This is a genomic window from Shewanella zhangzhouensis (assembly GCF_019457615.1).
Lineage (GTDB): Bacteria > Pseudomonadota > Gammaproteobacteria > Enterobacterales > Shewanellaceae > Shewanella > Shewanella zhangzhouensis.
Window position 1 is genome coordinate 2,291,607 of sequence record NZ_CP080414.1, and the last position, 19,403, is coordinate 2,311,009.

19 protein-coding genes are annotated in these 19,403 nt (G+C 50.4%); 9 read left to right on the top strand and 10 right to left on the bottom strand.

Translation table 11 applies throughout. The features are described from left to right. The first annotated feature begins 129 nt into the window (after positions 1-129). The 5 genes from K0H63_RS09915 (at position 130) to serS (ending at position 6,623) form a co-directional block, all read left to right on the top strand. Positions 130-2,916, top strand: coding sequence for a DNA translocase FtsK (locus tag K0H63_RS09915; RefSeq protein ID WP_220064550.1), 2,787 nt, complete (start codon positions 130-132; stop codon positions 2,914-2,916). An 84-nt stretch (positions 2,917-3,000) separates the two neighbouring features. Next, positions 3,001-3,612: an outer membrane lipoprotein periplasmic chaperone LolA gene (gene lolA, locus K0H63_RS09920; protein WP_220064551.1), complete on the top strand. Its 612-nt coding sequence runs from the start codon at positions 3,001-3,003 to the stop codon at positions 3,610-3,612. Positions 3,613-3,674: 62 nt separating this feature from the next. Further along, on the top strand, positions 3,675-4,952 hold the full coding sequence (locus K0H63_RS09925; RefSeq protein ID WP_220067873.1) for a replication-associated recombination protein A: 1,278 nt from the start codon (positions 3,675-3,677) through the stop codon (positions 4,950-4,952). Next, complete coding sequence (gene crcB, locus K0H63_RS09930; protein WP_220064552.1) at positions 4,945-5,319, top strand: fluoride efflux transporter CrcB; 375 nt, start codon at positions 4,945-4,947, stop codon at positions 5,317-5,319. Before K0H63_RS09925 ends, crcB begins: the two co-directional genes overlap by 8 nt. A gap of 17 nt (positions 5,320-5,336) precedes the next feature. Then, positions 5,337-6,623, top strand: a complete 1,287-nt coding sequence (gene serS, locus K0H63_RS09935) for a serine--tRNA ligase (protein ID WP_220064553.1) — start codon at positions 5,337-5,339, stop codon at positions 6,621-6,623. A gap of 216 nt (positions 6,624-6,839) precedes the next feature. On the opposite strand, the gene K0H63_RS09940 is transcribed toward serS, so the two are convergent. From K0H63_RS09940 to punR, 6 genes are all read right to left on the bottom strand, one after another. Continuing rightward, positions 6,840-7,178 carry a TusE/DsrC/DsvC family sulfur relay protein gene (locus tag K0H63_RS09940; RefSeq protein WP_220064554.1) on the bottom strand — a complete coding sequence of 113 codons (339 nt, stop codon included), beginning with the start codon at positions 7,176-7,178 and terminating at the stop codon, positions 6,840-6,842. Further along, positions 7,172-7,465, bottom strand: a complete 294-nt coding sequence (tusB, locus tag K0H63_RS09945; protein ID WP_220064555.1) for a sulfurtransferase complex subunit TusB — start codon at positions 7,463-7,465, stop codon at positions 7,172-7,174. Before tusB ends, K0H63_RS09940 begins: the two co-directional genes overlap by 7 nt. Then, on the bottom strand, positions 7,465-7,821 hold the full coding sequence (tusC, locus tag K0H63_RS09950; protein ID WP_220064556.1) for a sulfurtransferase complex subunit TusC: 357 nt from the start codon (positions 7,819-7,821) through the stop codon (positions 7,465-7,467). Before tusC ends, tusB begins: the two co-directional genes overlap by 1 nt. 9 nt (positions 7,822-7,830) lie before the next feature. Continuing rightward, positions 7,831-8,220, bottom strand: a complete 390-nt coding sequence (tusD, locus tag K0H63_RS09955) for a sulfurtransferase complex subunit TusD (RefSeq protein WP_220064557.1) — start codon at positions 8,218-8,220, stop codon at positions 7,831-7,833. 55 nt (positions 8,221-8,275) lie between these two features. After that, on the bottom strand, positions 8,276-8,932 hold the full coding sequence (locus K0H63_RS09960) for a Bax inhibitor-1/YccA family protein (protein ID WP_011759895.1): 657 nt from the start codon (positions 8,930-8,932) through the stop codon (positions 8,276-8,278). A 65-nt stretch (positions 8,933-8,997) separates the two neighbouring features. Beyond that, positions 8,998-9,900 carry a DNA-binding transcriptional activator PunR gene (gene punR / locus K0H63_RS09965; protein ID WP_220064558.1) on the bottom strand — a complete coding sequence of 301 codons (903 nt, stop codon included), beginning with the start codon at positions 9,898-9,900 and terminating at the stop codon, positions 8,998-9,000. Between the two features lie 138 nt (positions 9,901-10,038). Here punR and punC point away from each other — a divergent pair, with 138 nt between their 5' ends. After that, entirely contained in the window at positions 10,039-11,334 is a 1,296-nt protein-coding gene (gene punC, locus K0H63_RS09970) for a purine nucleoside transporter PunC (RefSeq protein ID WP_258405562.1), read from the top strand. A 255-nt stretch (positions 11,335-11,589) separates the two neighbouring features. Here the strand turns inward: punC and K0H63_RS09975 are convergent, their stop codons facing one another. Next, the gene (locus K0H63_RS09975) at positions 11,590-12,822 is read right to left on the bottom strand and encodes an NADH:flavin oxidoreductase/NADH oxidase family protein (RefSeq protein ID WP_220064559.1); all 1,233 of its coding nucleotides are present in this window, start codon (positions 12,820-12,822) and stop codon (positions 11,590-11,592) included. 177 nt (positions 12,823-12,999) lie between these two features. Between K0H63_RS09975 and K0H63_RS09980 the strand changes: the two genes are divergently transcribed. After that, positions 13,000-14,013: a hypothetical protein gene (locus tag K0H63_RS09980; RefSeq protein ID WP_258405563.1), complete on the top strand. Its 1,014-nt coding sequence runs from the start codon at positions 13,000-13,002 to the stop codon at positions 14,011-14,013. A 180-nt stretch (positions 14,014-14,193) separates the two neighbouring features. Here K0H63_RS09980 and K0H63_RS09985 read toward each other — a convergent pair whose 3' ends face one another. Then, positions 14,194-14,604 carry a MerR family transcriptional regulator gene (locus K0H63_RS09985; RefSeq protein WP_220064560.1) on the bottom strand — a complete coding sequence of 137 codons (411 nt, stop codon included), beginning with the start codon at positions 14,602-14,604 and terminating at the stop codon, positions 14,194-14,196. A 571-nt stretch (positions 14,605-15,175) separates the two neighbouring features. After that, positions 15,176-15,505 carry a hypothetical protein gene (locus K0H63_RS09990; RefSeq protein ID WP_220067959.1) on the bottom strand — a complete coding sequence of 110 codons (330 nt, stop codon included), beginning with the start codon at positions 15,503-15,505 and terminating at the stop codon, positions 15,176-15,178. A gap of 155 nt (positions 15,506-15,660) precedes the next feature. Here K0H63_RS09990 and K0H63_RS09995 point away from each other — a divergent pair, with 155 nt between their 5' ends. Then, complete coding sequence (locus K0H63_RS09995) at positions 15,661-17,235, top strand: DUF3369 domain-containing protein (RefSeq protein ID WP_220064561.1); 1,575 nt, start codon at positions 15,661-15,663, stop codon at positions 17,233-17,235. A gap of 2 nt (positions 17,236-17,237) precedes the next feature. Here K0H63_RS09995 and K0H63_RS10000 read toward each other — a convergent pair whose 3' ends face one another. Next, a complete protein-coding gene (locus tag K0H63_RS10000) occupies positions 17,238-17,690 on the bottom strand; it encodes a hypothetical protein (RefSeq protein ID WP_220064562.1) in 453 nt (150 codons plus the stop codon). Between the two features lie 264 nt (positions 17,691-17,954). On the opposite strand from K0H63_RS10000, the gene ccoN reads away from it, so the two are divergent. Beyond that, positions 17,955-19,391, top strand: coding sequence for a cytochrome-c oxidase, cbb3-type subunit I (ccoN, locus tag K0H63_RS10005; RefSeq protein WP_011759904.1), 1,437 nt, complete (start codon positions 17,955-17,957; stop codon positions 19,389-19,391). Positions 19,392-19,403 lie beyond the last annotated feature (12 nt).

A 19,403-nucleotide genomic window follows, 5' to 3' on the forward strand; every position in this document is an offset into this window, starting at 1 on the left:
AACCGTCGCATGAATTTTTGCTCACAAAAGGGTGCGACTGCCCATAAAACCCCCAATTTAGCTCCACTTTCAACAGGATTCTGGTATCTTAATTTCACCTGTTTTTAATGTTGCTATGGATCCTTTCGTTTGTCTCAGGGAAATCGCGTTCATTCGCTAAGCGGACTGCAACGGCTACTCGAAGGTGGCCTTATTATTTGTTCCATGCTGGCCATCTATGTGTTGCTGGCACTGAGCAGTTTCAGTGCATCGGACCCAGGTTGGAGCCAGAGTAACTATCAGGGACAGATTGAGAATCTCGGTGGGGCAGTGGGGGCCTGGATTGCCGATGTACTGCTGTACTTCTTTGGTTACAGCGCATTTCTTACGCCATTTGTGATTGCCGGTACCGGTTGGCTGTTGTTCAAGCAGTCCCACCGGTTACTTGAAATTGATTATTTTTCAGTCTCAATGCGCTTACTGGGATTTATCCTTATTGTGTTTGGCGTGTCTACACTCGCCAGCATGAATGGCAATGATATTTATGAATTTTCGGCCGGCGGCGTAACAGGTGACGTCATAGCCAATGCCATGTTGCCCTATTTCAATTCCCTTGGGACGACGCTACTGCTGCTGTGCAGTATAGCCACAGGCTTTACCCTGCTTACAGGTATTAGCCTGATTGCTCTGGTGGAGCTCACCGGCAGAGCAACCATCGGAGCGTTTCAGGGCATATATCAACTGCCTTCCAGAATTGCTAACTCTCGTGACACGGAAGACACCCAGGGGTTTATGTCCATCGCCGCAGGCTTTAAACGCAAGCAGAAGGAACCACTGCTTGCTGGCGTTAATGAAGACGATTTAACTGAATCAGACATTATCGCGTCAGCTGGTACTCAATTAGGGGGCTCGACAGCAGAAAACACTGAGTCGGGCCAAAAAGAAAGACGTAAGCTCTTTTCCATTTTCAGCCGCAGTAAAACAGAATCAGATGTTGATGTAGCGCCCTCGACTTTTGATGCGCCGGACGAGCCTGAAAACCTCATGGCAGTTAGCGCAAATACTGATGATGAATACTCAGTGTCAGGTACGGCTGCTGCTAAAGAATCAAAATCCCGGTTTACCAGGGTTGAGCCTGCGTTTTCCGATGTCTCACCACACCATGGTGCCATCGAGGCAGATGACAGTCACCTGGGTGGTTCAACTTCAAATAAGGCCTTCTCGTCACCAAGTGCATCCACAGATACATTCGACAATAACGGATATGGTCATCCATCTGACGAGCTTGCTCCCTGGGAAGACATGGGTTTTGATGAGGCCACTTCAGACGGCGCCCTTGCCAAGGCACCCAAGCCTCAGCCCAAAAAAGTGGAAGGCGCAAAAATTGTTGATGGCATAGTGGTGTTGCCAGGCCAGGATAACACGCCAGCCAAGCCCATGGCGCCATTGCCAAGTATTGAGCTTTTGAATGTGCCCAACCGCAAGGAAAATCCTATCAGTGAAGAAGAGCTGGATCAGGTAGCGCGTTTGGTCGAAGCAAAACTGGCCGACTTTAACATTACCGCCAACGTGGTTGGGGTTTATCCGGGCCCGGTTATCACCCGGTTTGAGTTGGAGCTCGCGCCCGGCGTTAAGGCATCCAAAATCTCCAATCTCGCCAGCGACCTTGCCCGCTCCTTGCTGGCAGAGCGGGTGAGGGTGGTGGAAGTGATCCCAGGTAAGGCCTATGTGGGACTGGAACTGCCAAATAAGTTTCGCGAAACCGTGTACATGCGTGATGTGCTCGACTCCGACAAGTTCAAGCAAAATCCAAGCACGCTTGCGATGGTGCTGGGTCAGGATATCGCCGGTGAGCCTGTTGTGGTGGATTTGGGTAAAATGCCACACTTGCTGGTTGCCGGTACCACGGGATCGGGTAAATCGGTCGGTGTGAACGTGATGATCACCAGTCTGCTGTACAAGTCAGGCCCTGATGATGTCCGCTTTATTATGATTGACCCCAAGATGTTGGAACTTTCTGTGTATGAAGGCATTCCACATCTGTTGTGTGAAGTGGTCACCGACATGAAAGAAGCATCCAATGCGCTGCGTTGGTGCGTTGGTGAAATGGAGCGCCGCTATAAGCTTATGTCTGCGCTGGGTGTGCGTAATCTTAAAGGCTATAACGCCAAGATTGCTGACGCCAAAGCCAGCGGCGAACCTATTGTGGATCCACTGTGGAAATCCAGCGAAAGCTTTGATGAAGAAGCCCCTGAGCTGGATAAACTGCCGTCTATTGTGGTGGTGGTCGACGAATTTGCCGACATGATGATGATTGTGGGTAAAAAAGTTGAAGAGCTTATCGCCCGTATCGCTCAAAAAGCCCGGGCAGCCGGTATTCACCTGATTTTGGCGACTCAGCGCCCATCCGTGGATGTGATAACCGGTTTGATTAAAGCCAACATCCCCACACGTATGGCCTTCCAGGTATCGTCACGTATCGATTCCCGAACCATTTTGGACCAGCAAGGTGCTGAAACACTGCTAGGTATGGGTGACATGTTGTATCTGCCGCCGGGCACAGGCGTGCCAATCCGCGTACACGGCGCCTTTATTGACGACCATGAAGTACACAGGGTAGTGGCCGATTGGCATGCCCGCGGCAAGCCACAATACATTGATGAGATCCTCCAGGGCTCCAGCGATGGCGAGCAGGTATTGCTGCCAGGCGAAGCGTCTGAGGAGGGCGATGAAGATTACGATCCGCTATACGACGAAGCCGTCGCCTTCGTTACTGAGTCCCGTCGCGGTTCCATCTCAAGTGTGCAGCGCAAGTTTAAAATCGGCTACAACCGGGCAGCCCGCATTATCGAACAGATGGAAATGGCCGGGGTTGTCAGTGCCCAGGGCCACAACGGCAACCGTGAAGTGTTGGCACCGCCGCCCCCCAGAAATTAACTCAGCGACGACATTACCTGGCCCGGTGCGTTAGGGTCTGAATTATGCGGCTCTGGATTTTATGAATAGTGATGAGGTTAGTATTTGAAAAAGTCGATTGTAGTGCTCTTTTCGGCCGTGCTGCCTTTTGCGGTCTTTGCAGATGATGCCAGTGAACTGGTATCCAAATTGGATGTGATGCAGGGCATCAAGGCCAACTTCAGCCAGAAAGTAACAGATCAGAATGGCAAACTCATCCAGGAGGGCAGCGGTGTGATTGCCATGCATCAACCCGACGCCTTTTACTGGCACCTCACAGCCCCCGATGAATCCCTGATAGTGGCCAAAGACAACAGTGTGTGGGTGTATAACCCCTTTGCCGAAGAAGTCAGTATCCTGGATATGGAGGATATTCTTAAGGCTTCACCCATGGCGCTGTTGGTGCATCGTGATGAAAAGCGCTGGAATGAATATCAGATTGATAAAAACGGCAGTTGCTTTGACATTACTCCACGTCAGGGCGTTGAAAGCGCGGTCGATACTGTCTCTGTCTGTTTTGCAAATAATGCGCTGTCTGATATTCGCCTGACCGATGCCCAGGGCAGCACCAGCCACTTTGCGCTTTCTGAGCAGGCGCCAGTGACCGATGCAGACGAGAGACTGTTTCAGTTTCAGATCCCTGATGGCGTCAGCATTGACGATCAGCGTCGTCAGTAAAAGGATGCGCTGTGTCATTGAGTTTTGATTTCAGCCCCGACTTCAACCCACTGGCTGCCCGTATGCGCCCGGCCAGTGTTGAGGAGTATATAGGGCAGTCACACCTCCTTGGTGAGGGTAAGCCGCTGCGTCAGGCACTGCTTGCCGGTAAGGTGCACTCGATGCTGCTTTGGGGGCCTCCGGGTACAGGCAAAACCACATTGGCCGAGCTCGTCGCACGTTACGCCAATGCCCATGTTGAGCGTATCTCTGCAGTAACGTCCGGGGTAAAGGAAATCAGGGCTGCTATTGAGCAGGCGAAAAATGTGGCCCAGTCACGCGGACAGCGTACCTTGCTGTTTGTGGACGAGGTCCACCGTTTTAACAAGAGTCAGCAGGACGCCTTTCTGCCGTTTATCGAAGACGGTACAGTGATTTTTATCGGCGCCACCACAGAAAACCCGTCCTTTGAAGTCAATAACGCGCTGCTGTCACGTTGCCGCGTATATCTCATTAAACGGCTTGAGGACGATGCTATTGGTCAAATCCTGGAGCAGGCCAACAGCGATGAGGCGAGGGGACTTGGCAAACGCGCCCTTATGCTAAAGGCAGAACTCAAGTCTGCCATCGCCCGGCTATGCGACGGCGATGCGCGTAAGGCGCTCAATTTACTGGAGCTCATGTCTGACTTGCTGCCAGATGGCGGTGAGTACAATCTTGAACTTTTATCGGAGGTCGCCGGCCATCAGGCGGCGGGTTACGATAAAAACGGCGACCAGTATTACGACCTCATCAGTGCAGTGCATAAATCCATTCGTGGCTCTGCGCCGGATGCAGCGCTTTATTGGTTTTGCCGCATTCTTGAAGGGGGCGGCGATCCCCTTTATGTGGCAAGGCGCCTGCTTGCCATTGCCTCAGAAGATATCGGCAACGCCGACCCCAATGCCATGACGGTAGCCCTGAACGCCTGGGATTGTTTCCACCGGGTAGGCCCGGCAGAAGGTGAGCGCGCCATCGCTCAGGCAGTGATTTACCTTGCCAGTGCGCCCAAGAGCAATGCGGTTTACACAGCCTTCAAGGCCGCACGGGTACTTGCCAGAGAAACCGGCAATGCGCCTGTACCCAATCACCTGCGTAATGCGCCCACCAAACTTATGAATGAACTTGGTGTCGGTGAGGGTTATCGTTATGCCCATGATGAGGATGGGGCCTTCGCCGCGGGGGAAAATTATTTTCCTGAAGCACTGCAGCACAGCCGCTTTTACCATCCCACCGAGCGCGGTTTTGAGAAACGCATTCGAGACAAACTTGCTAATCTCGATGCTCTGAATCAACAAAGTGGGCGAAAACGCTATGAATAACGTGCTCTATATTGCTGCAGGAGGTGCTATAGGTGCAGTTTTGCGCTATTCCATCTCGATTCTTGCGTTACAACTCTTTGGCACCGGTTTTCCTTTTGGTACACTCATCGTCAACGTGGCGGGATCCTTTTTAATGGGATGCATATACGCCCTGGCGGAGCTCAGCCATATCGGTCCTGAGTGGAAAGCGCTGATTGGTGTTGGCTTTCTGGGCGCCTTAACGACGTTTTCCACCTTCTCAAACGAAACCTTGCTACTGTTGCAGCAGGGTGAACTTGTGAAGGCGAGCCTGAATGTGCTTCTGAACCTGATACTTTGCCTGACCGTGGTGTATCTTGGGCAGCAGCTGATTTATTCCCGCGTTTAACTTATAAGACAACAAGTATGTTAGATACCAAATATCTCCGTAATGAACTGGAATTCACCAAAGAGCGTCTGGCCGCCCGCGGTTTTGCGCTCGATATCGACCATCTCAAAGCGCTGGAAGAAAAGCGCAAGTCGCTGCAGGTAGCCACCGAAGAGCTGCAGGCCAGTCGCAACGCCATTTCCAAATCCATCGGTCAGGCAAAGTCCCGTGGTGAAGACGTCGCGCCCATCATGGCTCAGGTAGGTAACCTCGGTGCCGAGCTTGAAGCCAAAAAGGTCGAACTGGCAGCGCTGCTGGAAGAAATCAACGCCATTGCCATGTCAGTGCCCAACCTGCCTGACGAGTCTGTGCCTGTAGGCAGGGACGAAAGTGAAAACGTGGAAATTCGCCGTTGGGGCGAGCCACGCAGCTTTGATTTTCCCGTTAAAGATCACGTAGATCTGGGCGAAACCCTGGGCGGTTTGGATTTTAAGAGTGCGGTGAAGATCACTGGCTCTCGCTTTATCGTCATGAAAGGCCAGATTGCCCGCATGCACCGCGCACTGGCGCAGTTTATGCTCGACCTGCATACCATAGAGCACGGTTACACTGAAGCCTACGTGCCTTTGCTGGTGAACACCGACAGCTTACTGGGTACAGGTCAGCTGCCCAAGTTCAGTGAGGATTTGTTTAACCTCAAGCCCGCTACTGAGGAAGGCCAGGCATTAAGCCTTATTCCGACCGCAGAAGTGCCGGTAACCAACCTGGTGCGCGACACCATCATCGATGAGGCCGACCTGCCCATCAAGATTACCGCCCATACTGCGTGCTTCCGCTCTGAAGCCGGTTCATACGGTAAAGACACCCGTGGTCTTATCCGTCAGCACCAGTTCGACAAGGTTGAAATGGTACAAATCGTCAAACCAGAGCAGTCTATGGACGCGCTGGAAGACATGGTTGGCCATGCCGAAAACGTACTGAAAAAGCTGGGGCTGCCACACCGCACTGTGGTGCTCTGTACCGGCGACATGGGCTTTGGTGCTGCCAAAACCTACGACATCGAAGTATGGTTGCCAGCACAAAACACCTATCGTGAGATCTCTTCCTGCTCCAACGTGAAGGATTTCCAGGCCCGCCGTATGCAGGCGCGCTATCGCAACAAAGAAGACAACAAGCCGGCACTGGTTCACACCCTGAACGGTTCAGGTCTGGCAGTTGGCCGCACTCTGGTGGCGATTCTGGAAAACTATCAGAATGCCGATGGCACTGTTACCGTGCCTGAAGCACTGCGCCCTTATATGGGTGGTATTGAGCAACTCGGTTAATTACAAGACACTATTTTTCAAGGGTATATGGATAACGGTCAACGCTACTTACGTTGGCTTTCATACGTGGCAGTGATAGCGGTATTTGTCGGTATCATGTTTGCTACCTTGGGGAAGGCCTTCTTGATTGTGTTAGACAACGTCTGACAATAAACGTCCAACAGTAAAAAGCCCCGCGACAGCGGGGCTTTTTGTATTCAGTCTAATCAGCGCCTGTTAAATACATTTGGCGGGTTTGGGCAGGCCGGCAATCTTGGTGGCTTGTTTCGCCGGACCAATCGGGAACAGGGTGTAGAGGTATTTGGAATTGCCTTTATCCGGGCCAAATTTCTGCCCCATGGCTTTGACCAGCGCGCGGATAGCAGGGCTGGTTTTATACTCCAAATAAAAATCCCGAACAAAGTTAACCACTTCCCAGTGGGCATCTGTCATGACGATGGACTCAGATTCGGCCAGCAGCAGCGCAAGCTCGGGGCTCCAGTCGTCAACCGACAGCAAATACCCATTTTTATCAACTTCAATCTGCTGACCATTAAATTCAATCGAATCTACCACGTGATCACCTTGTCGAACGTTAAAGAGAGCTTTACCCAGCCGCTGTAATCCACCAAGGTTGCATCTGGGTAACGGGCTGAAATCATGGCTGTCAGCCCCCGCGCATGGACATCTTCATCTAAAAAATACACCCTCTTGCCGGCCAGTTTGGTCTGCCAACTGGCCTGAAGTACTGAGCCTGCGGCATCACCACTGATTATCAGTGCATCCCGATCACCAGCATAACGTAGGGCGAGGCGAAGACCGGCGCTTTGTGCGGTAGAGCTTTGAATATGATGCAAAATCATCAGTAAACCACCACTTCATTGACCGAGGCGAAATGTTCACGGATAGCCTCGCTTGTCAGCACCTGAACATCCAGGGGAAGAGAATCTGACTCAATACCGAATTCCTTCTGGCTGTCCTTGCAGACGTATAAGTTTTCGATATCGTAAAACTCCAGCGCACCAAAGGTGGCGATATAGTCGCGACAACCAATAGATTCCGGATTTTGATTGGCCATCAGGTGCAGTACACCTTCATCGGTAAACAGTATACTGGTTTCCAAATCATAACTTGCTGCCAGCATGGCAAAATCCAGCGCTTCGCGGCCAGCGGCATTACCATGGGGCGACGTTGAAAACACAACACAAAGTTTTTTCACTGGCGCTCCTTAAAAACAGATAAGTCTGTCGGCCTTGGCGATGCCGCTTACCAACTCGCCCAGGCCGCCGTTATGGAAGTGGTCATCCACATTCCAATGGCTGAGCCCCTGAGTTTCCGCTTCCTCCTTGGCCACCATGCCGCGTCTCAGTGCCGCAGACACGCAATTAACCAGTTCGACATTGTGCAGTTTGGCCAGTTGTTGCCATCCCTGATAGACGTTGAATTCATCGGATGCTGGCGAGCCTAAGCTGGATGCGTTAAACACACCATCCTGATAGAAAAATACCCGAAGGATCTGATGGCCGTCGTCGATTGCGGCCTTGGCAAACCTGAGCGCGTGCACCGGTGCAGCGCTGCCATAGGCTTTACCTGATACCTGAAGAATAAATGTGCTCATAATAAAAAAATGGCCCTGGAAGTGGGCCATTTTACCTTAATTTCCTCGGAAATGTTTAATCGTCGTTGTTCATGCCCAGAATACGCAAAATGGCGAGGAACAGGTTGAGGAAGTCCAGATACAGCGACACTGTGGCGCGGATATAGTTGGTCTCGCCGCCGTTTACGATTCGGCTGGTATCAAACAGGATAAGACCGGTAAACACCAGCGCGGTCGCCCATGAAAGCAGCATATAAGCCGTGCTGTTGCCAACGAACAGATTAATCAGGCCACCAATCACAATCACAATCAAACCGGCGAACAAAAAGCCGCCCATAAAAGAGAAGTCTTTCTTGGTGGTGAGGGCGTACATCGACAAGCCGATAAAAATGGCTGAAGTCAGGCCGAAAGCCTGCATGATAAGCTCCGGGCCATTGGCCATACCGGCATAGTGGTTCAGGATAAAACCGAGAGAGGCACCTTCCATACCGGTAAAGGCGAATACCCAAAAGAGACCGGCGGCGGTGTCGGCTTTACGCAGGGTGACAAACAGCAAAATAAATCCGCCAATGGCAAAACCCAATGACATCAAAGGCGAAATGCCCATCGCCGTGGCAATCCAGGCACAGAGCGCTGAAAATGCAAGCGTCATGGAGAGCAGCATGTAGGTGTTCTTAATGAGCTTGTTGACTTCCAGTGTCGACTGCTTGGAAACCAGAATTTCCTGTGACATTTCAATGTCTCCTTAATGTGTGACTAACCTGGCTATCATAACTGAATTCCCCGCGGAAACCACATTTATGCCAACCATTCGCGGTGCAGCTTTTCGCTGTCGCCCAGGTAGTCGAGTACCCAGCTAAGGGCGGGCGAGGGCGCATCACCGTTCCAGGCAAGGCAGCAAGGGCTGGGTGCCTTTGGCTGCTCCAGTGTTTTTTCCATCAACAATCCGGCCTGAATAAAGGGCGCCGCCAAGTGTCTTGGCATGTAGCCGATACCTAAACCGTTGGTGAAACAGTTAATGGCCCGGATCCAATCCGGCACCACCAGGCGACGCTGGTTGTCCAAAAGCCAGGTGGTGCGTTTGGGGATTTCCCGGGATGTATCTTCAAGACAGATTGAGGGAAATGGCCTTAGCATATCATCGCTTAAGGGCGCTTCGATGGACGCCAGCGGATGGTTTTTCGACACCAGGAACGCCCAGTCGATAACCCCCATGTCCCGATATTGAAACACGCCACCTACAGGTATAGCGGTGGTCGCGCCAATGGCAATATGACTGCGCCCTGTGGCCAGGGCTTCCCATACACCATTAAATACTTCGATGCGTATGATTAACTCGACATCCTGAAAATGCCGATAAAAATCAGCAATTAACACACTAATCTTGTCTGCCCGGACTATGTTGTCCAGTGCAATGGATAGGGTGGGTTGCCAGCCATTGGCAATACGCTGCGTTCCCCGCTTGAGTTCGTCCATTTGCGACAGCATGGAGCGGGCTTCACGGACAAAGTGCTCACCGGCTACCGTCAGGCTCACATTACGGTGGTGGCGATTAAACAGCACCACACCCAATTCGTCTTCAATTTGCTTGATTGCGTAGCTGACCGCAGAAGGCACCTTGTGTAGCTTTGCCGCGGCCGCCGTAAAACTGCCAACCTGAGCAACAATATCGACCAACTCCAGCGATTGTTCCGATAGCATGGTGAATTTCCTGATCCGAGTAGGGCACTTTGCCGTGAAATATTTTGGTTGCAGCATGCAAAATTAACCGTTTCACAGCCGCAAAACAAGTTATTAGACTCCACGCCGCTAAGATGAATTAAAAACGTGGAGGTAAGTTTGATTTCCAATTATCTGACTAAACGAAGAAGTTTAGTATTTTTCCCTTACTTGGCATTGCTCAGCATGCTCGGTTTTTTGGCGACCGACATGTATCTTCCTGCATTCAATCAGATTGAATCTAGTTTAAATACGTCTGCCAGTTTGGTGGCCATGACACTGACGTGCTTTCTGGGTGGGCTCGCCATTGGGCAACTGGCTTATGGCAGTTTATGCGACCGCTTCGGTAAACGAAATACCCTGATGGCGGGGCTTGGACTGTTTGCCTTGAGTAGTGTATTGCTGGGCTTTACCGAAAATATCAGTGCCTTTTTTATGCTCCGGGTAATTCAAGCTTTTGGCGCCTGCAGCGCAGCCGTTATTTGGCAGGCGCTGGTGATGGAAAGGTTTGATGAAGGCGAAGCGAGGAGGGTATTTTCATCAATTATGCCCTTGGTAGCTCTGTCGCCCGCCTTGGCGCCGCTCATGGGAGCCTGGGTAAGTGAACAGTATGGCTGGCGGGCCATTTTTATTATCCTGGCCATTGTTGGATTGTTGCTGGCAGCGGTAACACCGGTATTGGCAAAGGAATCCAGAGTTCGCAAACAAGCGGAGCCCGTTCCGGTTGGGAAAATCCTCAAAAATAGCGCATTTCAAAACAACGTGGCCATATTTGGTGCCTGTAGCGCCGCATTCTTTTGCTACCTGACGTTGTGGCCGGCCGTGATGCAACACCATGGCTATGCAGCCGCAGAAATTGGGCTGAGTTTTATTCCTCAAACCCTGGCATTTATGCTGGGCGGATTTGCCTGCAAGAAGGCACTGAACTCCTACAGTCCACAAGTTATCAAGAACATGCTTATCACCGGCTTTGTGGTGTTATCCCTGGTGCTCTTTCTTTTAACGCAACTCGGTTCGGGTATTCAGGCCGTGCTCTGGGTATTTGCAGCTTTAGCGGCTATTAATGGTGCTGTTTATCCCTTGCTGGTTACTGATGCGCTGGCACCATTTTCCAGCAATGCCACCAAGGCGGCAGGCTGGCAGAACTTTATTCAACTGGGGATGGCATTTATTGCCTCCGCCGCTGTGGCTATGATTGCCCATTGGTTTGAGAAGGCTATCGGTGCTGGCATTCTTATGTGTGCAGCCATCGTAATGCTGGCATGGTGGCGGATGAACCGGGCTATATGGCGAAGCAGTTGGTGTTTCCCTGACCCTTCACGGGTTGGGATAGGGCGTGCGGAAAAAGACGAATGTAATGATGTGTCCACCAAGCCCATCAACACAGATAACAGTCAGTATCTCGACAGTGATTGAAAGTTAAGAGTAATACCACGTCGGCCGCCGTGTGGCGGGTATTGAAGGTGTCACATATACCAAAGCGTAAATGACGATGCCTGACACATTGGCCTTACACCAAGAAGATTGGTTTATGTTCACCCGGTTGCCTTACATAGAAAAGCACAGCGATGGCTGTGCTTTTCTTTTTACGTTGTAACGTGAAAGACACCCGTAAGCCGAACGCTGGGGCGCAATCGAAGCCTTTATCGTTTTCCGAAAGCTTCGTCCACTTTACTCGTCCAGCGCTGCAAGCTTTTTCCGATACTTGCGAGTTCGAACCGCACCGTCAATTTGATTCACGATTAAGGCCCACAAAGGTGAAACGTTGACTTTTGCCGACTGCGCAAGGCTGAGTTTAAGCAAATGATATTTTACAACAGCCATGTAAGCGAGTGAGGCGAGTGGCTTGTTGCGCCAGGTGATAGGGCGCATTTGTGCCGTGCTTGGTTTACCTGCAAGCCAATCTTTAGGTAGCGTGGGGTCAATGGCAAGTGCAGTCGCCATGCCGACCATATCAATACCACTTTCAATGACCTTCTCAGCAATGGGCAGACGCCGAATACCCCCTGTGACCATGATTGGCATCCGGGCGACCGTTTGGATCTCCTTGGCGAATGTTAAAAAATACGCTTCGCGGGAGAGCGTGCTGCCATCGCGCGTTTTGCCGTGCATAGCAGGAGCTTCATAACTGCCCCCCGACAACTCAACGAGATCAACGCCGAGCTCGTTTAGCATAATGACCACTTCCTGTGCATCGCTGACGCTGAAACCACCCCGTTGAAAGTCTGCTGAGTTGAGCTTAACAGCGACGGCAAAATCCTGAGACACTACCTCTCGAATACCTTTGATGATGTGGGTAAGGATCCGTGCACGGTTAGCAAGCGCACCACCCCATTTATCCTGGCGCTTATTGGTAAGGGGGGAAAGAAATTGGCTCAAGAGATATCCATGGGCTGCATGCACTTCTACGCCGGTAAAACCAGCTTCTTCAGCTAATTTAGCTGTACGAACAAAGCGCTCTATAACCTCAAGAATCCGGGCTTCTGTCAATTCCTGCGGCGGCTTAAAATGCTTCGATAAAGCACCAAGCTCTACAGCAACCGGGGAGGGAGCCCATGTTGTTTGGCCCAAGCTTTGTGGCATTTGCCTGCCCGGATGATTAATCTGCATCCAGAATTGCGCTCCATTTGCACGACCCGCCTTGGCCCAGGCCTTGAACTTATCCAATTGTGAAGCCTGTTCAAGCACAACACCACCGGGTCCTGTCATTGCGCGCGTGTCTACCATGACATTGCCGGTTATCAGCAAGCCTGCACCACCCTCTGCCCACGCTTTGTAAAGCGTCAGTAGTTTATCAGAAGGGGCAAAATCAACGTCTGCCATGTTTTCTTCCATCGCCGCTTTGGCAATTCGGTTTGGAATGGAGGAACCATTCGGCAGAGTCAGAGGAGTAAAAAGTGTCATTGGCTGTTACCTCGCTTGGTTGATGAGCCAACTCTAACCTTGAATCATTGTTTAAGGTCAATCGTTAATTTGTCACTTGACCTTAAAGCTAAGTTAAATCTTATTGTGATATCCGCAGTCCCGGTTTTTATCCAAGTATACCTATCTATCGGAGTTCACCATCAGAGGCTTAATCTTATGAAAAATAGTTATATTTCCATAGTTTCAGGTTTGATTGTCTTAGCACTTACACCGGCAGTCTGGGGCGTCGGAGCTGCCGACAATGGGCCTGAAAGCGAACGATGGATTGATCTTGCAGGACATCGGGTGCCTATCGTTAAAGACGGTCTTTATGACAGATACAGATCTAACCCGCCTCTTTCTGAGATAGCTAAGGAGTCTCCTGCAACAGATCTCACCTGGTTCAATACCTTAGATAAAACCAGGGTGGATATGGGGTTTGAATCCTATTCACCAAATTTTTACTACGAAAACACCAAGGTGACTGTCATCTACACGGCGGATATTCACCGCCTTAGAGAATTGCTTCCTGACATTGTCAGTCAGCAAGTGCAGCCGCTCCAAATCTGGCCGGGGAGGGGGTTAGTCGCTTTAACAGCATACGCATATCACTATTGTGACAATGACAGTTATAACGAAATTTCATTGGCGATCGTTACCAGTAAACCGGGAAGCCTTAACCTGGGTCCAGTGAGTCTGATTAACCAGACTTCGGACAAAGATTATTGGGGTTATGTGCTTAAACTTCCCGTAGATACAGAGCTTGCTCGTGTGCGGGGAGTGGTCGGTTACAATCTGCCAAAGTGGCTGACGACTATCCAATACAAAGAAAAATCCGCCTCACTGGTATTCGATATTGCAGACGCAGACACTGGCGAGGTGGACTTTACCCTCGAGACAGTCAGGCTGACGGATTTGGATGAGGAACCGACATTGGTGAATAATAGCTTTATAAATATTGACCAGAAGGGCGAGTTAACATACGGCTATGCCATCTTCAGGCACATGCTTTATGGCTCCACTTTGGATGATGATGCCGTCAAACTGACTCTGGGCAATGGGAGCTTTTCAAAATACTTAAAGTCTCTGCAGTTAGGAGAAATGTTAAGGTACGACTATGTACCCAGCTTCCAAAGCGCCCTCTATGCACCCAAGCCGTTGGCTGAATTGTACCAGACACCAATCCACTGAATTGATATTGAGAAAACTTGCTGGCTAAGGTTAGTCGAAAAAACCGGCAAATAATAAGTGCGGTAGGTTTAGTGCCTGATAAGCGATGTTCCCCGACGTGCCAAAGGTGACTACCGCTTTTTACGCCCGGTCTATTCATCCGGGCACCGGGTGTTTAGCATAGAGGTTGTGCTTAGCAGCTTAGGATTTACTCAGTCCAAACTGCGACAGCACACGCTTTGCATTGTCGGCACAGTTCATATCGACAGGTTTGGCCTCGATTTCAGTTAACAGCTCAACCAGTTGGGCTTTGCTCTCCGCTAGCCGCTTCTGGATAGTGTCTATATCACGAATTTTCTGGCGAAGAGATTCAAGCAACGAGCTGTGGCTCCAATTGGACATATCCGCAGGCAACAAGGTGGTTAATTCATCAAGTGAGAAGCCGGCCTGTTGTGCAGTAACAATCAATTTAAGCAGAGTCTCAGCTTCTACCGGATAATCACGATAGCCATTTGCCTTACGACTAACTGTTTTTAACAGGCCAATACGTTCGTAAAATCGAATTCGGGATGGGGCAAGGCCTGTACGTTCAGATAACTCACCGATTTTCATTAGCGGCACTCCTGAGGGCTGACCAACTTAAACTTGAAGTAAAGGTTAATCTTTTGCGATTGAGGCAGCAAGATTGAAGCACCAGTGGATAGGAAGCCGAAAGGGCGCTGTGATGTTTGATGAACATATTAGTAGAACTTCCTGAGGTGCCAGAATTGTACGGATGAGTGTGACTATGGACGAAACACATTCTAAAGGGTGGCGTCTTAATATATGTCATTTAACATAATATACATTGTGCGCATTTAGGTGTGAGGCTGTTTGTGTGCTTTGGTGTTGGGCTCGGTTATCCTGCTGTTGATGCGCTAACCCGTTCTGGTCAGGATTAACCGCTCTCTAAGCCTTCGAAATCGCCAGCTGCAAGCATCTGTTGTTGAAGCTACGGCGTTAACGGGATGACCTCGAAGTCCTAACCTAAATCGAAAGTAAGCTCTGTTCACATAACTAGTCTCTCTGTTTCCAACGCTGACGTCACACCTGGTAAATCATCCAAGGGAAATTGTCTCCACTCAGCCGACGTTATTTAAAGCCTCGATCCTGTACGTACAATGTTGGTTATCCGTCACAGCGTCTATTCACTCGGTTTATTGCAATCAAACGCACAAGCCGCGCATTCATCCGGCATTGCCGCATCATCTTTATCATGGTCTCCATCAAAACAACCATTTATTTCGGGCAATGTTCTGATGTCTGCGTCTGGATTTCCGATGATGTTCGTTGTGGCAATTAACTGCGCTGTCTTTTTACAACCTACTCGTTTTTTACAGGCCCAAAGGCACAACTGCCAGAGCTCGCGTTTGCTCTCTGAATCCAGACACTGGAAGTCAGCAGCGCACAGCTGACCTTCATAAATAAGTTTTGCCAGTACAGACGCTGGAATGCTGAGATTAACGTATTTCATGACCTCCCCCTTTTTACACCACAGAACTTAAATGAGAATAGTTATCATAAACTCAATTTGGCTTGCTGTTAATGTAAAAAATCCACTGCGATGAAATACTTGATCTACACTCAAATTGAATAAACCTAGCCGTGTTTCTAGCTTGAGGCCTACGAATGCTCATTGATATGGCAAAGAAAAGTCCCTTGTTTTCGGGCAAAAAAAAGGTTGAATCAGAGGATTCGGGACCAGCATGGAAGATTCTGGTTGTTGACGATGAGCCCGATGTCCACACAGTGACCAAACTCGCCCTGTCCAGATTTAAATTGGAAGGTCGTTCCCTCGCTTTCATTAATGCCTACAGTGGCGAGCAAGCCAAGGAGATCCTCAACAACGAAACCGACGTTGCCGTTGCCTTTATCGATGTAGTCATGGAAAGCGACCACGCTGGCCTGGAATTGGTACGCTGGATACGCGAAGAACTTAAAAACCGCACCATGCGTATAGTACTCAGGACTGGCCAACCCGGTCAGGCACCCGAAGAAGACGTTATTGTCAATTACGACATCAATGATTACAAAGCCAAAGCCGAACTCGACTCTCGCAAACTCGTCACCAGTGTGTATTCTTCACTGCGCTCCTACCGCGACATTATGGAAATCGAACAGTCACGGCAAGTCCAGTTCAAGCACCGTAAAGGACTCGAACGGGTGCTGGAGGCCACTTCAGGTTTGTTCGAACTCCGAACTTTGCACAAGTTTGCCGACGGGTTGCTTACCCAGGTGGCAAGCCTGTTGAATCTTGATACTGAGACCCTGCTTCTTTCCTGCAATGCCATGGATGCCATCAGTGGTAAAATCGGTGCCCATGACCTCGAAATCCTCGCCGGCACAGGCCAATTTGCTGCACACCATGACCGAGCTCTGGCCCCCAATATCCTGGCGTTGCTGAAAGAAGCCCTTTCACAGAAACGATGCCTCTATGAGCAGAATTGCTTCGTCGGATACTTCCCCACCAAGAGCGGATTAATCAATCTGCTGTACATGGACGGCATCGACAGGATTAGTGATCTCGACAAACAACTGATTGATATTTTTGCTATTAATGTCGGAGTGGCTTTTGAAAACCTGCTGCTTAACCAGGAGGTTGAAGACACCCAATCAGAACTCATTTTACGTTTGGGTGACGTGGTAGAAAGCCGGTCGAAGGAAGCGGCGAACCACGTCAAACGCATGGCTGCATACTGCCATGAGCTGGCCCTGCTGGCGGGCCTTGCCGATCATGAAGCTGACTTGTTGAAACGTGCGGCGCCAATGCACGATATCGGCAAGATAGCCATTCCTGACGCGGTGCTTTTGAAACCCGGGAAGCTTGACAATGACGAGTGGCAAATCATGCGGCAGCACCCGGTGATCGGACATCAGATTCTTGCCAATTCAGAGCGGCCTATTCTTAACGCTGCCGCGACTATCTCGTTGCAGCATCACGAAAAATTTGACGGCAGTGGTTATCCTGGAGGCCTCAGAGGAGACGATATTCATATCTATGCGCGCATCGTTGCCATTGCTGACGTGTTTGATGCCCTGTCCCATGCCCGATGCTACAAAGAAGCCTGGCCACTGGACAAGGTTTTGGAGGAAATGAAAAATTGCTCAGGAACCCACTTCGATCCTGTATTGCTGCAACTCTTTATCGACAACGTTCAGACCTTTGTCGCCATTAAAGAGTGCTGGAAAGACAGCGGCGAGTGATATCAGTCGTTATCGGCAAGAAAATCAAACCAAATCTGCTGCGACATCCCGGCTTCGTTTGTCACGCTGAGCCAGAGTCGCCACACCATATAATCACTGGAACAACTGCCGTACACTGCGGTGGCATTAAAGGTGTTTTCATCCGTTTGTTGCCACTTTAATGGGATGACGCCCATAAACATGTCTCGGCCTTCAATCCGGCTACTGGTAATGACAAGTTTATTGGCACTTTTTAACTGGAATTTCAGTGGCTTTTCACTGGGCGCGTTAGCAGGAGCCAAACTTAGCGTGATGATATTTTCGCCAAGAGAATGCTGGCATTCCCCGGCATGAAAATCACATAATCCAGGTTCTTTCACCGCCCTTTTGGGGGAAATTTGATTCTGATCACATCCCGACAGGAAAATCAGGCTGAAAAGCATGCTCGCCAACGCGAGATTACGTACGCCTAGCACAATAAATCACCTTATGCTGCAAGATGTTAACATTCTATTGTTCCGATTGATCCAGATCAACAAACCCACGGCCATCCAGGTATCTTTTTTGACACAGCTCAAGTATCATTGCAAAGCCTTGCGGTTGGTAACAATTCCGCAGGCACAGGCATTGACAGCCAGTGTTGAGCCCGATAGGGAACGCGCTGAATGTCATTTAAAAAAAACCGGTAGAGCTCGTCTTTACTCACATTACAAGTAAAAGTAATAAGCAGTGGAAGCACTATGATGAACCATTCCCAGCCACACGGCGCTGATTACAATTACACTGTCGTGCGCCAATTCGCTTTAACCACAGTTCTGTGGGGCATTGTTGGTATGTCCGTCGGTGTACTGATTGCGGCTCAGTTAATCTGGCCTCAGCTGAACTTCGATACCCCTTGGTTAACCTACAGCCGCTTGCGGCCATTACACACCAATGCGGTGATCTTCGCGTTCGGTACCTCAGCGCTTTTCGCCACCTCCTATTATGTTGTTCAACGTACTTGTCAAACCCGTCTGTTTGCGCCAGCTTTGGCGTCATTCACCTTCTGGGGTTGGCAAGCAATCATTCTGGCTGCCGCCATCACTCTGCCACTGGGTATCACCAGCGGCAAAGAATATGCCGAGCTGGAATGGCCAATCGACATCGCTATCGCCGTTGTGTGGGTCAGCTATGCGATTGTGTTCTTCGGTACTATCGTTAAGCGAAAGACTTCCCACATCTATGTGGCGAACTGGTTCTTCGGTGCCTTCATCATCACGGTAGCTGTTCTGCACATCGTAAACTCCATGGCTGTGCCTGTTAGCCTGTGGAAGTCTTACTCCATTTACGCCGGTGCGGTAGATGCCATGGTGCAATGGTGGTACGGCCACAACGCCGTAGGCTTCCTGCTGACCGCTGGCTTCCTGGGTATGATGTACTACTTCGTGCCTAAGCAAGCCGGTCGTCCGGTATACTCCTACCGTTTGTCCATCGTGCACTTCTGGGCGCTGATCGCGCTTTACATCTGGGCCGGTCCTCACCACCTGCACTACACTGCCCTGCCCGACTGGACTCAGTCTCTGGGTATGGTGATGTCACTGATCCTGTTCGCACCTTCATGGGGCGGTATGATCAACGGCATCATGACCCTGTCAGGCGCCTGGCACAAACTGCGCACTGACCCAGTGCTGCGCTTCCTGGTGGTATCTCTGTCCTTCTACGGTATGTCTACCTTCGAAGGTCCTATGATGGCCATCAAGACTGTAAACGCCCTGTCACACTACACTGACTGGACCGTGGGTCACGTACACTCTGGTGCTCTGGGTTGGGTAGCGATGGTGTCTATCGGCTCTCTGTATCACCTGATCCCTAACCTTTTCGGTCATGGCCGCATGTACTCTACCTCTCTGGTAAACGTACACTTCTGGCTGGCGACTATTGGCACTGTGCTGTACATCGTTGCCATGTGGATCTCCGGTGTAATGCAGGGTCTGATGTGGCGTGCAGTGAACTCAGATGGCACCCTGACCTACAGCTTTGTAGAAAGTCTGGAAGCCTCTTATCCGTTCTACTTCGTACGCTTCCTGGGCGGCTGTTTCTTCGTAACCGGTATGCTGATTATGGCTTACAACGTATTCCGCACTGTGAAGGCACCTAAAGATTCACTGCCTGCACTGTCTGAAGCCAAAGCTGCATAAGGAGTAGACACG

Coding starts and splice junctions, on each gene's coding strand:
- K0H63_RS09925 (WP_220067873.1), top strand. CDS start 3,675: ATGCGCCCGGCCAGTGTTGAGGAGTATATAGGGCAGTCACACCTCCTT.
- crcB (WP_220064552.1), top strand. CDS start 4,945: ATGAATAACGTGCTCTATATTGCTGCAGGAGGTGCTATAGGTGCAGTT.
- serS (WP_220064553.1), top strand. CDS start 5,337: ATGTTAGATACCAAATATCTCCGTAATGAACTGGAATTCACCAAAGAG.
- tusB (WP_220064555.1), bottom strand. CDS start 7,465: ATGATTTTGCATCATATTCAAAGCTCTACCGCACAAAGCGCCGGTCTT.
- tusD (WP_220064557.1), bottom strand. CDS start 8,220: ATGAGCACATTTATTCTTCAGGTATCAGGTAAAGCCTATGGCAGCGCT.
- K0H63_RS09960 (WP_011759895.1), bottom strand. CDS start 8,932: ATGTCACAGGAAATTCTGGTTTCCAAGCAGTCGACACTGGAAGTCAAC.
- punR (WP_220064558.1), bottom strand. CDS start 9,900: ATGCTATCGGAACAATCGCTGGAGTTGGTCGATATTGTTGCTCAGGTT.
- K0H63_RS09975 (WP_220064559.1), bottom strand. CDS start 12,822: ATGACACTTTTTACTCCTCTGACTCTGCCGAATGGTTCCTCCATTCCA.
- K0H63_RS09980 (WP_258405563.1), top strand. CDS start 13,000: ATGAAAAATAGTTATATTTCCATAGTTTCAGGTTTGATTGTCTTAGCA.
- K0H63_RS09985 (WP_220064560.1), bottom strand. CDS start 14,604: ATGAAAATCGGTGAGTTATCTGAACGTACAGGCCTTGCCCCATCCCGA.
- K0H63_RS09990 (WP_220067959.1), bottom strand. CDS start 15,505: ATGAAATACGTTAATCTCAGCATTCCAGCGTCTGTACTGGCAAAACTT.
- K0H63_RS09995 (WP_220064561.1), top strand. CDS start 15,661: ATGCTCATTGATATGGCAAAGAAAAGTCCCTTGTTTTCGGGCAAAAAA.
- ccoN (WP_011759904.1), top strand. CDS start 17,955: ATGATGAACCATTCCCAGCCACACGGCGCTGATTACAATTACACTGTC.